The organism is Pseudomonas sp. P129, assembly GCF_020312195.1.
In the GTDB taxonomy this organism is placed as follows: domain Bacteria; phylum Pseudomonadota; class Gammaproteobacteria; order Pseudomonadales; family Pseudomonadaceae; genus Aquipseudomonas; species Aquipseudomonas fragariae.
Genome location: NZ_JAGPYS010000021.1, coordinates 1 through 13,438, shown reverse-complemented (window position 1 = coordinate 13,438; position 13,438 = coordinate 1). Strand labels below are relative to the sequence as shown.

The following is a 13,438-nucleotide window of genomic DNA, read 5'->3' as shown; positions in this document are numbered from 1 at the left end:
GTCACTCCTGAGCGATCTTCAGCGTGCCCGGCGGCACGAAACCCGGATGGGCCAGCCGATTGCGCTGCACCATTTCCTGCGCCCGGCTGGCGTCACCGAATCGGCGATAGGCCAGCACCAGCGCGGGCAAAGGCTCGGACACCTTCAGGTCCACCAGACGCACGCCAGAGGCCGCCACCGCGTTGAGGTGCCTGATCAACGCCTGACGCAACGTGTTGAGCGCCAGGTAATGTTCAGGGTCGGCTTTCAACGACGCTTCCCAGATGGCTGAACTCAGCGTGTCGCGCAGTTCGATGACGTCATCGGCAACCGGCACATCGACGCGCTGCAGTGCTTGCGTCACTTGCTGATCCAGCGACGGCACCACAGTGAGCGGCATGACGGTCGTCGCAACCGGCATGCTCGCGACGATTTTCGCCACCTTGACCAACAAGGCATCCTGGACCAGATTGGCCGCGGCCTGCGCCGTCACGCCGGTATCCAGCCCGCTGCTCTGGCTGACCAGATTGATGCCGGACACCGCTTCCGCCTGTTGCGTGGCCTCGGAAATCACCGACCGGTAATCGACCGTTTCAACAGAGGACACGCCGCCATTGCTGCCGGACCTTGCTGCCGCGCTGCTCGCAGCGGTGCCGTTACTGCCACTCGCGGAACCATTGCCTGAGCCGCCCCCTGTCGAGTTGCCGGAACCTGAGCCGGCATCCGTTCCGGTACTCGCCCCGCCAATACTGCTGGTGCCGTTCGCTCTTCTGGCTCGACGACTGTCACCGTCGAAACTGGCGAAGAACGTGCTAAACAGCGTGCTGACCGTCAACGGCGCATTGACCAGCGAATGCACCAGCGCGGTGACATCCGAATAAATCGTCATGAACGGTGTGAACTGCCGCTGAATGGTCGCGAATACTCCCGACAGGGCGCTGCGCAGCGCCTGAATATTGATACGCACCGCGTCCACTGTGGCCATCACCGAGCGGTAGCGCCTGAGCGCCGAGCCCAGCAGGCTCTCGGACGCCCCCAGCAACTGCCGTCGCGTATTGAGCGTCGACACGGGAAACTTGAGCGGGTTGGCCGGATAGAATTTCAGGTCCAGCCGGACGAGTCCGCCTTCGCTCAGGTTATGTGTGACGCCACATTCGCCAACCTGGACCTGCACGCGACCCAGCCAGGGATGTACCAGCTCGCCGGCACCTTCCTGCTCCAGTGCCTGCAGCAATTTGTCTCGCTGTTCGAAACAGTCGGGACCGACAATGAACCCCGTCAGCGTATGCACTTTCGACTGTTTGCCCAGCGACTCGAAATAAGGCTCGTCGCGTTGTGGAAACTCATGCAACTGCCCCTTGCGGCCTGCCGGGACGACGGCTTTTTCAATGAAAAAACCGACGCCCCGGAAAGACGCTGGCAGCAGGCTGTCACGCCATGTACTCATGATCCGGCTCCTGCGCCGAGGGTTCGATAACCGACGTTTGGCGATATCGTCAAACCCGGCTGGTTGGTTTGCACTTGCCCGGCACGCATGCCCGGCGGCGCGTTTTCAAAGCGAATGTTGAGCTCGCCTTCAAGTCGCGGGCCGGCCCCGGCTGCGCCCTGTTGCAACAACAGGCTGCCGGGGGCCAGCGGGGTGGGTACGCCGAGCAATTGGCTGGTCGGCGGCACGCCAGTGGCCTGATTGAGCAACTGTTGATTTGTGCGAACGTTCTCGACGGCACCGGCCGCCAGAAACGTTCCAGTCCCGCCGCCTGGCCCTGCGTTGCGTATCCGCTGTTCTTCCGCGAACTGATTGGCCTTCTCGGTCGCCCGCTGCAGGACGGTCTTATTCTTGTCGCCACCAAACCAGCTCATGATCGGCTCGATGAATGGCTTGATGTCCGCCCATAGACCTGCGAACCAGGTTTTGATCGGCTGCCAGTTCTCGATGACCATGCCCAGCGGCGAAAAACTGAACAGCGTTGCCAGCACATCAGTAAACGGTTGTGCCTCGGCCTTGATGGTTTCCCACAGGCCGGCCAGGTACTCGGACAGCGGCTGCCAGTTGGCCACGACCATGCCCAATGGCGACCACGCAAACAGCGTCTGCAGAAAATCGAAAACCGGCGTGGCCAGCGCCTTGATCACGTCCCACAGCGCAGCAAAGAATTCGCTCAGTGGCTGCCAGTTGGCTGCGATCATGCCCAGCGGCGTCCAGGCGAAGACCGCCTTGAGTACGTCCCACAGCGCCATTACCGGTCCGCGAATCGCCTCCCAGACCGCCTGGAAATAAGGTGCGACGGTCGACCAGTTGGCGATCAGAAAACCTGCCGCCAGCGCGAGGCCGCGCACGATCAGGCCCAACGGTGACATGCCCATGACCGCAGCCAGCAGCCCGGCGGCACTCGTCGCAGCGAGAACGGCTACTTGCAGTACGCCGAAAGCAATCGCGGCGCCCACGACGCCCTTGATCACCTCTGGATGTTCGGCCGCCAGCGCGGCGACCTGAGAAATCATCGGCCCGATCACGGCCATCGCTTCGTTCATCGCCGGCAGAAACATACTGCCGATATTGATGCCCAGACGATCGACACGGTTGGTCATCTCTTTGATGGCAGTGGCCGTGGTCTGGGAGTTGTCTGCGAACTCCTTCTCGATGGAGCCGCTGTTTTGCACGCCCTCCCCAACCTTGGCCAGGTTGGACCTGAGCACATCGAGGTGGGCCAGCAGCGGCGTGATCGCGCCCAGCGATTCGGCACCGAACAGCTGCGTGATGACGTCCGACTGTTTGCCAGGATCAACACTGGAAACCGCCGTCAGGACCTTTTCAATGGTCCCGGACGGGTCACTCTGCATGCCTTGGGTCAGCTGGTTGACGTCGAGCTGCAACGCCTCGAATGCCCCGGCTTTCGCCGCGCCCCCTTCGGTCAACGATTGCATGAACCGCTTCATGCCGCTGGCGGCCACATCGGCCGGCACATCGACGCTGGCCAGGGTCGCGCCCATTGCCGCCAGTTGCCCGGAGGCCATCCCCGCAACCGGCCCGAGCGGGCCCATTGCAGTCACCATGGTGGCGATTTTCTTTTCCAGGTTGTTGCCACCGAGCACGTTGATCTTCTCGGACAACGCCGCGACCTGCGGCTGAGTCATCTGAAACGATGACCGCCACGAGGCCATCATGTCCCCCGACTCGGCCGCCGTCTGATCGAATGCGACGCCCATTTTCACGGCGTCGCTGGCAAACCCGGTCAGTTCTTCGCGCGGTACATTGGCCTTGGCACCCGCGGCGACAATCGCCGCGATACCGTTGGCGCTTTCCGGCAGTCGTTCACTGAGGTCCAGAATGTCGGAACTCATCTGCTGGAACTGTTGCGGTGTTTCAAAGGTGACCGATCGTTTCACGCCGGCCATGCTGGTCTCGAAACCGATCGCTGCCTTTACCCCGGCAATCAAGGGCTCTGCCAAAGCATTGCTCTTGATCATCTCGCCCACTTCGACGCTCCCAAGACCAGAGCCTTTAAGCCTGGTCTCGAAGCCTTCAACGTTGTTGCGGATGGTTGCCAGCGTTGGAGACAGCTTGTCGACGCCGGTAATCAGCGTCTTGATAGTGTCTGCCATCACTCCCCCTGCAGGATCTGGTTGATGCGTTGCGTCTGCAAGATCGACTCGGTGATGATGTCCAGCTCCCTGGACATCATCAGTTCGGGATCGGTCTTCCAGAAGTACGCGAGGTCGTAAACGACGGCGATCAGTCCTTCGAGGTCGCTGATGCCGCTGCCATGAAAAAACTCGCAACCTTCCAGCTCAGCGTGTTGATGTCGCACAGGTCCATCTGATCGACCGACGAGGGCGGGATGCCAGCGCAGACGGCGATGTATTTCGCCGCCACGTCCAGATCCAGGGAGACTTCCTCGTTCTTGTCGATCCTGTACGGCAGGACCTTGATGGCCCGCGCTTCCTGCGCCGTAGGGCGCCGGAAGGTCAGTTGCGAAAGGGTTTCGCCGTGCGCTTCGATCGGGCTGGCCAGGTCGATGACTTCACTCATTGCCAGCTCCCCTGATTGCCGTCGAATTTCAGCTCGATGGTGCCGTCGTCAGCTTTGCTGCTCGGCTCATCGACCAGGTAGGCGCCGGACAGGACATAGGTCTTGCCGTTCTTGAATTCACAGGTGATGGTCATGTCCACACCGGTGGTGAGCAGCTTGAGCGGCAGATCTGCGGTATGCACGGCGGTAAATTTCAACCACGCGGCCTTATCGACTTCCTTGTAGTAGCCCGGTACGACGGTATCGCGCTTGATGTTCATCAGAGGCGCTTCGCCGCCGCCGCTGATGGTCAATTGGGTGCCATCCACTTTGATGTAGCAGGTACCCGCAACTTTCTGACCCATGTTGTTTATCTCCAGAATGAAAAAACCCGCACGAGGCGGGCTTGAAAGGGTTGGTTAGGCTTATGCCGCTTCGTCGTACTGCAAGCGGAACTGGTTGAGCAGCGCGAACACGCGCAGGCCGTTGATGTAGTCAGGCGGGAACATCACGTTCACGCGGCTTGGGTCATTGCCGTCACGCTCGACGATCAGGTGCTGGGCGAACGTTTCGGCGTTCTCCACATGACCCTCTTCTTCAAGACGTGCGTACTGCGCAATCAACTCGCCACGGATGGTGCTCGGCGTGATGATCGGCTGACCGGCACCGAAGCGCGTGCCATCGTTGGCCAGCTTGTGGCGGCCGTACTTGCTGGTGATGATGCCTTGCAGGCGACGGATGATGAACGCCGACTGGTGCATGGTTTCGCTGTCCAGGTACGAGTTGTCAGCCTGGCCATAAGCGTTCTTCTGATAGGTGGTGATCGAACGCTGAATGCGCACGTAACCGCCTTCGTAGTACGCCGTGGCGATGCCGTAACGCAGCAGCGACTCACGCTCGGTCAGGGTGAAACGCTGACTGGCCGGAGCCGGATCGATGCCAGGCATGGTGCCGCTCTGGGTCGGACGGCTGGCGTCGGCAGAGATGAACACCGCCGTGCGCGCAGCCAGTGCAGCGGCTTGCAGCCAGACCGGTTGCGGAACACCGTTTTCGACACCCTGCAGGGTGATGTGCTGATCGTTGCGCAGTTGACCTGCGGCCACCAGCGTACCGACCGTGCCGCGCTTGGCGCTGTAAACGTGACCGTACAACTGACGCGCCCAGCTCCAGCGACCGGTGCTGTCGTCCATTGCCGCTTTCCAGGCATCCAGCGTGGCGGTGTCGGTCCAGGGCATGCAGATGAACTCGAACGGCTCATCGCCCAGCGCAGCCAGTGCCTTGAGCTGATCAGGCGTACCCACGCCGCCGGTCATGGCCGTAACTGCCGCCGTCAGGCCTGCCGGAATGACTTCGCCATTGGTCTTGCCCTGGCGATTGAATTCCAGCTGGATGTCATTGCCGCTTGCCCCGCTCCATTTGCAGGAAAGGGTCAGCACGCCCGCTTCGACAGCCGCAGTGATCGGCAGGTCTGGCGTGGCATTGATCTTTACCGACAGTGCCGTGGCCGCCTGGGCAGCGGTTGCGCCGTTGACCACAGTGGCCTGCACTCGCATGCCGCCGACATACAGGTTCAGCAGACCGGCTTCGGTCGCCGCCCCGGTGAGGGTGACTTTCGCACCGGCCTTGGCGCCTTCGGTATTGAGCAGCGGCAGGCACCAGACTTCGCCGGTGGGGTCCGCCTTGCGCCAGGTTTCATACATGGAGGCCAGCATGGAGCCCTGACCGCCGATGTTTTTCGCCAACGCCACGCTCGGCACCAGCACCAGAGAACCCAGTTCGGGGCCGGACACGTCGTCGTTGACCTGCGCAACGATCAGGCGACGCATGCTAGCCGACGCGCTGTTGGCGGCAGAGTTGTCCATCTCCGCATAAAACAGCGGCACGCGGACATCGGATGGAATGTTGTTAAAGCTGATAGCCATTGTTTGGCTTCCTCTTGGTTAAGCCGTGAAGGCTTGATGGGTGGTGGTGGATTGCTCGGTTTTAAGGGTGATGTCGCCGTCGTTCTGACGACGCTGCCACCAGGCGTTGAAGGTCACCTGCCGGCCTTCGACGGGCAGCAAATCGCCCGCCTCCGGATCCGGCACAGTGCGGCCCTCGGCCGGTACTACAGTGATGCGTTGAGTCATGGGGTTACCTCTGCTGTGAACTTCGCTTCGATACGGCCATCAGGGCCGGGGGGTTTCAGATTCGGATCTGCGGGGTCAACGCAGTCCATCTCGAGGGTGGCGCCGGTAAAACCGGGCAAACCATCCAGATACGCTTCGTGCCAGGTCTCGGCAGGCTGATCGGCGGTGTTGCGGCCCAACTGGAACTGCGCGGCAAAGCCGAAGCGATACGTCACCCGGTCGCCGCTGATCTGCACCAGCGCACCACCGGTGTATTGCATCGCGTCGTAATCGTGATCCGGGTTCCAGCCCACCAGTGCACGCCACAGTTCGGCGCGCAGGGCATGCAGTTGCTCACTGGCTTCCTGCCCGCGCTTGTCACCGCCATCGAGCACCACCACGACATCGATCGTGTCGGTGATGTTCTGGCGAATGACGTTCTGCAAATCGTTGGCCGTGGACTGATCGCCAGTGGCAATCACGTACGCCGACGGGTGAGCGAGCTGATCGCCGAGGGCGACCGCAGCCCAGTCGATACCGGCGCTGATTCGCCCGGCAAAGCTCGGGCAGGTCGCCTGCAAATGGGCAACTATCGGGGTTATCTTCATAAGGGGTTCCGCGTGTGTTGGAGTGATCTGACGTGATGAATGCGCCTACTGGCTTACCTTGCCCAGCGCCTCATCCGCCTTGTCCGCCGCGCGACTGGCCGCATGCGCAGCCTGGCTGGCTATGGAGGCAGCCGTCTCGACCTTGTCCGCCGCCTGCGTTGTGGTTTCGGCCAGCCTGTCCAGGCGCCGGTCGCGTTTGCCCAGTGCTGCGTCATAGGCATTGCGAACCTCGGCCAACTGCTGCGTATGCTCGGCATTGGCCGACCACTGCCCAGCCTGAAAACCAAGCATCAGGCAGCCAGCGATCAGCAGCATGGAAATCAACCAGACCTCCAGGCGCCGCCACCAATGGCGAGCGATGAAATCAATTGCGCATCTGTGCATCGTTTGCACCTCCGAGTTGGGATCGCAGCCGGGCTATTTCGGCGCTTTGCGTAGTGACCTTGTCGGTAAGCTGAACGATGTGGCTGGTGAGGGCTTCGATCTTGCCCTCCATCCGGCCAACCGCTGCGGCGAGCTCGTTGCGCTCCTTGGCGAACTGATCAGCCCGCGCTTCAGCCTCTTTGCGCGCCTGGCGCTCGGAGTCGAGCAGTTCATTGAGGCGGCGAACCGTGCCGATGTCCGCGTTGTCCATCGCCCGGTCTGTTGCATCTCTGGAAAGAAACTTGCGCAGCCATAAAAAGCCGCCAAGCAGAATTGTGCCCGTGCCGCCCAGCCAGGTAGCTGTGCCTGGGCCTAGGTCGGTTGGGTCCATGGGTACTCCGTAACAGGCTGGTGGACTCTCAAGGCCCTCGTTGATCGAAAGCCTGAACAAACTGGAAAGAGCCCCTTGATACGGGGCTCCGTTGTCGGGTCAGAACGGAATGACTTGCACCGTCATGCCTGTGCATAACCCCACAGGGCAATGCGCTCGGCAAAGTACGGTGTGACCAGTGCGACGGTCTGCGCCTGGTTGCTGGCTTCCAGGCTCATCTTTTCGCCATCGGTGCCTGGTCCTGTGACCCACAGCGTCACTGGCACCATTTCTGCCTTCGCTTTATCGAGCAGGTTTTTCAGCGCGGTGCGACCGGCAGCCGTTGGCGGAATCCCTGTTTCACCGATAAATGCGGCCATCTTGTTAGTCTTGGCATAGGTCAGAAACGGACCCACGATTTCATCGCGCAGAACGGTCGGCGAGATCAAATCGTTGTTATTGGCGTAGGCACCGCTGGAGCTTTTATCGTAATCGCCGTAAGCGTGGGCTTCCCAGACGATTGCATTGGCCGGATCGACAATCTTCGACTGAAGGTTGGCAGAGACGGTGGCCCAGTTTCTGGCGCTTGCAAACTCCAGCCCACAAATGAACACCGGCTTTTTCGAGCTGTTGCGCAACGCCTGCAGCACGGTATTCATCGTGCTGATGTACAGCGCTTCAAGATCAGGCAACGTAATGTAGTCTTTGGCACCTGCCGTGGTATTCGAATACGGCTCGTTACCCAACCCCCAGCCCAGCACCATCGGATCGTCGCATTCAGTGACCAGCTTCTGGTGGAAGTTGGCCAGGTGAACGGCGCTCCAGAAAGTGCCGTTGACACCGTTCCCGTCCTTGATCAATACCGATTCGGTTGCCTTCCAGCCATTCTGATTACCCGCCTCTGCGGCAGGAAGAATGCGTCCGGTCAGCGTCCCGTTTGCATCTGTTTCGTAGCGATGCAACCGCATGTAGTGGTGCGGATCAGGAATGATTCTGGCCTCGCCGTTGGAGTCATCGCGAATCCAGCCAAGCATTTCTTTCCAGCGCTTCACAAAATCGGTGTTCAGGTTCGCCCCTTGGCCTGGCAGACCGTCCAGAGTCGACAGCTGAATGGCGCGCTGAAGTTCGAACGGGAACCGGATCAGACGCACGCCCCGGTTCTTGACCCAGGTCGTGACGGTTCCACGATTGGGCCACTGGTAATGAGTCCCGGCCTCGCCCGGCACGATCTGTCCGGCGTTCGCCACCGAACCCAGGTTGATACCTACCAGCGGAATATTCTTCAGCTGGCTGACAGCAGAACTGCTATTGGACATGATTGATACCTCTAGTTGGCACCGCGAGGCAGCAGCGACGCTGCTGTACCTCTTTCGCTCAACGGCGATAACTCGAGGCTCGCGGCCTTCACATGATTCAACGTCCCGCAGCGGGAACATTTGATCTGGAGCTCTGTGTATTCACCCATGCGGGCCAGCAGTTTCTTGCACTGCCCGCATCTAAAGTTTTTCAACATCTACATTGGCCTCCATGCGCCTGGCCCAATGAAAAACCCCGCCGAGGCGGGGTTTGAGGTGGGTCGCGAGTGACCGGTTGTGGCTGTTGATCAGCCTGTTTCCGGCTGCTGCCCTGAGGCGCAAATCGCATATCGTGGGACCTTTTTACCCCCCTCCGGAAAGCCTGGGAAGGGGCAGTTTCGGGGTGGGTCGAGTTTGACCGGAGTTCAACACGAGTTCGGCCACAGCTGTGCAATCGACCCGGATAAACGGCGTGAAACCGTGTCTTCATTCACCCTTGGGCAGCCTTGTCGGCGACCGCATTGTTGCTTCTGGAAGCGCTGCGCTCAGCGAGAATCGCCAGCACTTGCTGGTGCAGCTTGTTGATCCAGTTGCGATAGGTGCGGTCTGCGCCTTCATTGATGCCCACCAGACGCATCTGCTCGCGCACCGGCAATGACTCGACATAACGCAATGTCGCGAGTTGCGCCAGTTCAGGCCCGCGGCTCTTTGCCGGGCTGCGCGACAGCTGCGCCACGGCCGCCTCGACTTCGCTGCTTATATAGTCCAGGCCGCTGCCATTACCCACCAGCGCGCGCGAGCCGGGTGTGCGACGCGGAATGTACGCGCCCCATTCCATGATCCCGGCCATCGGACTGCTCAGCCCGCCGCCCAGACCAATGCGCATGCGCTGTTCACCCCAATGCTGCATCACGGCTTCTACTTTCTCGATCATTGTGTCTCTCCTGTAGGACCTTTCTGAAAAGCTGTGCAGCGTCTTTCGCTACACAGAACCGAGGCCTTACAATACATTTTGTATTTTTATGACACAACGAAGCATTACATTATGTATATTGCTCAACACCCTACAGCCTGTATGATTCGACGCATGAACAGAAAATGGTATGAAGTCGCAAGACAGGTCATGGAAACCCAGGAAATCAGCCAGGAAGAAATGGCTGAGCGGATGGGCGTGACGCCCGGCGCGGTAGGGCATTGGCTGAACGGCAAGCGTGAACCGAAGATCGAGGTCATCAATCGATTTCTGACCGAGCTCGGCCTGCCGATTCTCACCACCTCCATCCCGGCCAGCGAACCCGGCATGCACAACGTGGAGCCCACGGTGCAGCCTTCGCGTTTCTATCGCTATCCGGTCATCAGCTGGGTCGAGGCCGGTGGCTGGAGTGAGGCCGTCGAGCCCTACCCTGCCGGCTATTCGGACACTTTCGAGATCAGCGACTATAAAGCCAAGGGCAGAGCTTTCTGGCTGGTAGTGCGTGGCGACTCGATGACCGCGCCCGCAGGGCAGAGCATTCCCGAAGGCATGTTGATTCTGGTCGACACCGGAATCGAGCCCACTGCCGGCAAGCTGGTCATCGCCAAACTGCCGGAAAGCAACGAGGCCACCTTCAAAAAGCTGGTCGAAGACGCCGGACGCTATTTTCTCAAGCCGCTGAACCCCGCCTACCCGACCCTTGCGGTGACCGAGGAGTGCAAACTGATCGGCGTCATCAGGCAGATGACCATGCGCCTCTGAATCCCGGCACGCCCCGCCCAAGCCCCGATAATCGGGGCTTTTTCATGCGCCACTGTTTCAGTCCGGGCAGGTGTCCGTGTAGGAAACATTTGTAGCTTGCGTGAGAAACACCCCTCAATTACTGTATGCACATACAGTAAAAAGGAGTTCACTCATGCTCAAGCAGTTCCCCGACACCTCGCAACATGACGCTTATCTGGCCCTGGCACAGCGGATTCAGGACGCTATCACCAGTGACAAGGCCCAGATCGAGCATCAGGTCCTGCTGATCAGGGAGCCTGGCGAGTCGGTGGCCCACTGGGAGCGCATCATGGATCAGATCAGCGAGGCCGACGGCATCAACGTAACCCGCAGCTCTGAAAACGGCACTGCCCACGTGTCCTGGTACATCGATTCCCTGTGATGCGAACTATACAAATCGTATTTAAAATACAAACTGTATTGCCACGGCGCGCTACATATCGTATTGTTTGTCTGCACCCCATTTCGGGAGTACTCACATGCAAACCACAGGGAGTCATGGAATGAACGAAATACTGGATCAACTCCGCAAAGAATTCGCCACGCCGTGCCCTTCGCTGAGCGCCGTCAGAGAGCGTTATTTTTCGCACCTGTCGAACGACAGGAATCTGCTGCGCAAGATCAACGCAGGGCGCATCGACTTGAAGGTCAGCCGTACAGGCGGCAGTCGTCAGGGCCACCCCTTCGTATACCTGCACGACCTGGCCAACTACCTGAGCGCCATCGTGACCAACAGGGCCGCCTGAGGTCAAAAAAGCACCGCCGCAGCGCGATAATGTTCATCGAACTTTGCAGTCATGAAAAATCTTGCTACGTTTCCGGTACAAAACAAAAACAATCGGGATCCGTTCATGACCAAGACATCGAGGCGCTGGCCCTTCGCGGCCTGCCTGTTATCGCTTGCCTGCGGCACCGCTGCTGCCGCGCCCTATTCGACCATGGTGGTGTTCGGCGACAGCCTGGCCGATGCCGGGCAGTTTCCCGACACCGCCGGGCCCAGGGGCTCTACGCTTCGGTTCACCAATCGGGTCGGCCCCACTTATCAGGACGGCAGTGGAGAGGTGTTCAATCTGAACTCGTCGACACTGATCGGCAGGATGCTCGGTGTGCCGGCAGGAGATCTGGCGGCTTCCACGTCGCCGGTCAATGCTGCGCTGGGCGCACCCGATGGCAATAACTGGGCAGTCGGCGGCTATCGGACTGACCAGATTCTTGACTCGATCAACTCGCAATCCACCGTCGTCGACCCGATCACTGGCACATTGCTGCGCAGCAGGACCGGTTATCTGCCCGCCAACGGTTTTCGCGCCGACCCCAACGCGCTTTATTACCTGACCGGAGGCGGCAACGACTTCCTGCAGGGTCGTGTGTTGAGTGCCAGCAGCGCCGCGCAAGCTGCCAATCAGCTGGCTGACAGCGCGCAAGCCCTGCAACAGGCCGGTGCGCGCTACATCATGGTCTGGTTGCTGCCGGATATCGGTAAAACGCCAGCCTTGAGCGGTTCGCCACTGGCTTCGGCAACTTCCGCACTCAGCGCGGGCTTCAATCAGCAGTTAGTCAGCCGACTGGCGCAGATCAATGCCCAGATCATTCCGCTGAATGTTCCACTGCTGATCAATGAAGTCCTCGCCGAACCGGCACGCTTCGGGTTCGATCCCAACGAGAATCTGGTCAGTACCTGTTTCAGCGGCAATAGCTGCCGGGAAAGCACCACCAACGGCCGGTCCAGTGCGACGCCGAATCCAAACCGGCTGTTCTTCAACGATCGCGTGCATCCGACCGAGGCCGGGCAGAGGTTGCTGGCCGACTACGCCTACTCGCTGCTTTCGGCCCCCTGGGAAATCTCCCTGCTGCCGGAAATGGCCAATGGCACGCTGCGCATGCATCAGGACGAGATCCGCGCCCAGTGGCTCAGCGACTGGGGCAACTGGCAAGGCATAGGACAGTGGCATAGCATGCTTTCGGCAGGCGGTCAGAAAATGGACTTCGACGCGCAGGACAGTTCGGCTGATGCTGACGGAAGAGGCTATAACCTGACCATCGGCGGCAGCTACCGATTTGCCGAAAACTGGCGCACTGGGGTTGTCGCCGGGGCGTATCGCCAGAGTCTCGAGGCAGGGCCAAGGGATTCGGACTACAAACTCAACAGCTACATCGCCACTGCGTTCCTGCAGTATCAGGCCAACCACTGGTGGGGTGATCTGGCGGTGTCGGGCGGCAAACTGGACTACGAAAATGCCGAGCGCAAGTTCGCGCTGGGCGTCAGCGAAGGTCAGGAAAAAGGCGATACCGACGGCGAAATGTGGGCTGTCAGCGGGCGGGTCGGTTTCGACATCGCGGGCCCGACCAGTCGCTGGCATCTGTCGCCGTTCGTCAGCGCCGATTACGCGCACATCGATGTCGACCGCTACTCGGAAAAAGGCGACCGCTCGACCGCGCTGACCTTCAGTGACCAGACGCGCAAATCGCGGCGTGCTGGCGTGGGTGTGCAGGGCAAATTCCAGGTGACACCGAGCACACAGGTATGGGGCGAAGTGGCCCATGAAAGGGAGTTCGAGACCGATCAGCAGGACGTGACCATGGCGCTCAACAGCATCCAGTCAGTCGGTTTCACGCTGCAAGGCTACACGCCGCAACGCGATTTGAACCGGGCCACGCTGGGCGTCAGCCAGAAGCTGACTCAGGACCTGACACTGCGCGGCAATTACAACTGGCGCAAGAACGACGACGTGACCCAGCAAGGGGTGAATGTCGCGTTGAGTCTGAGTTTCTAGACTGCCCGCAGGAGGGAGCGTGAGGAACGATAATCTGACTATCGTGCCCATGCTCCGCGTGGGCATGCCGTTCTGGACGCTTCGCGTCCTGTCCTGAGAACTGCGGCGCGGCGCAGATCTGTGACGCGGAGCGTCACCCACGGCATTCCCACGCTGGAGCGTGAGGAACGATAGCT

Annotated in this window: 16 protein-coding genes; 4 read left to right on the top strand and 12 right to left on the bottom strand. The window is 60.2% G+C overall.

The features are described 5' to 3' along the window. Position 1: 1 nt before the first annotated feature. The 12 genes from KBY02_RS25485 to KBY02_RS25430 form a co-directional block, all read right to left on the bottom strand. Positions 2-1,426, bottom strand: a complete 1,425-nt coding sequence (locus tag KBY02_RS25485; protein ID WP_096127451.1) for a DNA circularization protein — start codon at positions 1,424-1,426, stop codon at positions 2-4. Continuing rightward, positions 1,423-3,582: a phage tail tape measure protein gene (locus KBY02_RS25480; RefSeq protein ID WP_096135727.1), complete on the bottom strand. Its 2,160-nt coding sequence runs from the start codon at positions 3,580-3,582 to the stop codon at positions 1,423-1,425. Before KBY02_RS25480 ends, KBY02_RS25485 begins: the two co-directional genes overlap by 4 nt. A 130-nt stretch (positions 3,583-3,712) precedes the next feature. Further along, the gene (locus KBY02_RS25475) at positions 3,713-4,009 is read right to left on the bottom strand and encodes a phage tail assembly protein (protein ID WP_096135726.1); all 297 of its coding nucleotides are present in this window, start codon (positions 4,007-4,009) and stop codon (positions 3,713-3,715) included. Further along, positions 4,006-4,353: a phage tail tube protein gene (locus KBY02_RS25470; RefSeq protein WP_011269114.1), complete on the bottom strand. Its 348-nt coding sequence runs from the start codon at positions 4,351-4,353 to the stop codon at positions 4,006-4,008. Before KBY02_RS25470 ends, KBY02_RS25475 begins: the two co-directional genes overlap by 4 nt. Positions 4,354-4,413: 60 nt before the next feature. Then, a complete protein-coding gene (locus KBY02_RS25465) occupies positions 4,414-5,910 on the bottom strand; it encodes a phage tail sheath subtilisin-like domain-containing protein (protein ID WP_003422754.1) in 1,497 nt (498 codons plus the stop codon). A gap of 18 nt (positions 5,911-5,928) precedes the next feature. Next, a complete protein-coding gene (locus KBY02_RS25460; RefSeq protein WP_003419716.1) occupies positions 5,929-6,117 on the bottom strand; it encodes a DUF2635 domain-containing protein in 189 nt (62 codons plus the stop codon). Further along, the gene (locus tag KBY02_RS25455; protein ID WP_225650850.1) at positions 6,114-6,704 is read right to left on the bottom strand and encodes a hypothetical protein; all 591 of its coding nucleotides are present in this window, start codon (positions 6,702-6,704) and stop codon (positions 6,114-6,116) included. Before KBY02_RS25455 ends, KBY02_RS25460 begins: the two co-directional genes overlap by 4 nt. A gap of 45 nt (positions 6,705-6,749) precedes the next feature. Beyond that, positions 6,750-7,088, bottom strand: a complete 339-nt coding sequence (locus tag KBY02_RS25450; protein WP_011269117.1) for a lipoprotein — start codon at positions 7,086-7,088, stop codon at positions 6,750-6,752. Next, positions 7,069-7,458 carry a hypothetical protein gene (locus KBY02_RS25445; RefSeq protein ID WP_003411734.1) on the bottom strand — a complete coding sequence of 130 codons (390 nt, stop codon included), beginning with the start codon at positions 7,456-7,458 and terminating at the stop codon, positions 7,069-7,071. Before KBY02_RS25445 ends, KBY02_RS25450 begins: the two co-directional genes overlap by 20 nt. A 122-nt stretch (positions 7,459-7,580) precedes the next feature. Next, positions 7,581-8,753: a cellulase family glycosylhydrolase gene (locus KBY02_RS25440; RefSeq protein WP_011269118.1), complete on the bottom strand. Its 1,173-nt coding sequence runs from the start codon at positions 8,751-8,753 to the stop codon at positions 7,581-7,583. Between the two features lie 11 nt (positions 8,754-8,764). Beyond that, a complete protein-coding gene (locus tag KBY02_RS25435) occupies positions 8,765-8,950 on the bottom strand; it encodes a Com family DNA-binding transcriptional regulator (protein WP_011269119.1) in 186 nt (61 codons plus the stop codon). A gap of 272 nt (positions 8,951-9,222) precedes the next feature. Then, a complete protein-coding gene (locus KBY02_RS25430; RefSeq protein ID WP_011269120.1) occupies positions 9,223-9,666 on the bottom strand; it encodes a hypothetical protein in 444 nt (147 codons plus the stop codon). A gap of 189 nt (positions 9,667-9,855) precedes the next feature. On the opposite strand from KBY02_RS25430, the gene KBY02_RS25425 reads away from it, so the two are divergent. From KBY02_RS25425 to estP, 4 genes are all read left to right on the top strand, one after another. Continuing rightward, positions 9,856-10,467, top strand: coding sequence for a LexA family protein (locus KBY02_RS25425; RefSeq protein ID WP_024639984.1), 612 nt, complete (start codon positions 9,856-9,858; stop codon positions 10,465-10,467). A gap of 154 nt (positions 10,468-10,621) precedes the next feature. Beyond that, positions 10,622-10,870, top strand: coding sequence for a DUF1654 domain-containing protein (locus KBY02_RS25420; RefSeq protein WP_003402012.1), 249 nt, complete (start codon positions 10,622-10,624; stop codon positions 10,868-10,870). Between the two features lie 121 nt (positions 10,871-10,991). Then, positions 10,992-11,234 (top strand): pyocin activator PrtN family protein, encoded by a 243-nt coding sequence (locus KBY02_RS25415; RefSeq protein WP_003316268.1) that lies wholly within the window; start codon positions 10,992-10,994, stop codon positions 11,232-11,234. A gap of 105 nt (positions 11,235-11,339) precedes the next feature. Further along, positions 11,340-13,262 carry an esterase EstP gene (gene estP / locus KBY02_RS25410; RefSeq protein ID WP_225650849.1) on the top strand — a complete coding sequence of 641 codons (1,923 nt, stop codon included), beginning with the start codon at positions 11,340-11,342 and terminating at the stop codon, positions 13,260-13,262. The last annotated feature ends 176 nt before the right edge of the window (positions 13,263-13,438 follow it).

Bases quoted from the DNA above. Each gene is read 5' to 3' on its own strand.
- KBY02_RS25485 (WP_096127451.1), bottom strand. From the start codon at position 1,426: ATGAGTACATGGCGTGACAGCCTGCTGCCAGCGTCTTTCCGGGGCGTC.
- KBY02_RS25480 (WP_096135727.1), bottom strand. From the start codon at position 3,582: ATGGCAGACACTATCAAGACGCTGATTACCGGCGTCGACAAGCTGTCT.
- KBY02_RS25475 (WP_096135726.1), bottom strand. From the start codon at position 4,009: ATGAGTGAAGTCATCGACCTGGCCAGCCCGATCGAAGCGCACGGCGAA.
- KBY02_RS25470 (WP_011269114.1), bottom strand. From the start codon at position 4,353: ATGGGTCAGAAAGTTGCGGGTACCTGCTACATCAAAGTGGATGGCACC.
- KBY02_RS25465 (WP_003422754.1), bottom strand. From the start codon at position 5,910: ATGGCTATCAGCTTTAACAACATTCCATCCGATGTCCGCGTGCCGCTG.
- KBY02_RS25460 (WP_003419716.1), bottom strand. From the start codon at position 6,117: ATGACTCAACGCATCACTGTAGTACCGGCCGAGGGCCGCACTGTGCCG.
- KBY02_RS25455 (WP_225650850.1), bottom strand. From the start codon at position 6,704: ATGAAGATAACCCCGATAGTTGCCCATTTGCAGGCGACCTGCCCGAGC.
- KBY02_RS25450 (WP_011269117.1), bottom strand. From the start codon at position 7,088: ATGCACAGATGCGCAATTGATTTCATCGCTCGCCATTGGTGGCGGCGC.
- KBY02_RS25445 (WP_003411734.1), bottom strand. From the start codon at position 7,458: ATGGACCCAACCGACCTAGGCCCAGGCACAGCTACCTGGCTGGGCGGC.
- KBY02_RS25440 (WP_011269118.1), bottom strand. From the start codon at position 8,753: ATGTCCAATAGCAGTTCTGCTGTCAGCCAGCTGAAGAATATTCCGCTG.
- KBY02_RS25435 (WP_011269119.1), bottom strand. From the start codon at position 8,950: ATGTTGAAAAACTTTAGATGCGGGCAGTGCAAGAAACTGCTGGCCCGC.
- KBY02_RS25430 (WP_011269120.1), bottom strand. From the start codon at position 9,666: ATGATCGAGAAAGTAGAAGCCGTGATGCAGCATTGGGGTGAACAGCGC.
- KBY02_RS25425 (WP_024639984.1), top strand. From the start codon at position 9,856: ATGGAAACCCAGGAAATCAGCCAGGAAGAAATGGCTGAGCGGATGGGC.
- KBY02_RS25420 (WP_003402012.1), top strand. From the start codon at position 10,622: ATGCTCAAGCAGTTCCCCGACACCTCGCAACATGACGCTTATCTGGCC.
- KBY02_RS25415 (WP_003316268.1), top strand. From the start codon at position 10,992: ATGAACGAAATACTGGATCAACTCCGCAAAGAATTCGCCACGCCGTGC.
- estP (WP_225650849.1), top strand. From the start codon at position 11,340: ATGACCAAGACATCGAGGCGCTGGCCCTTCGCGGCCTGCCTGTTATCG.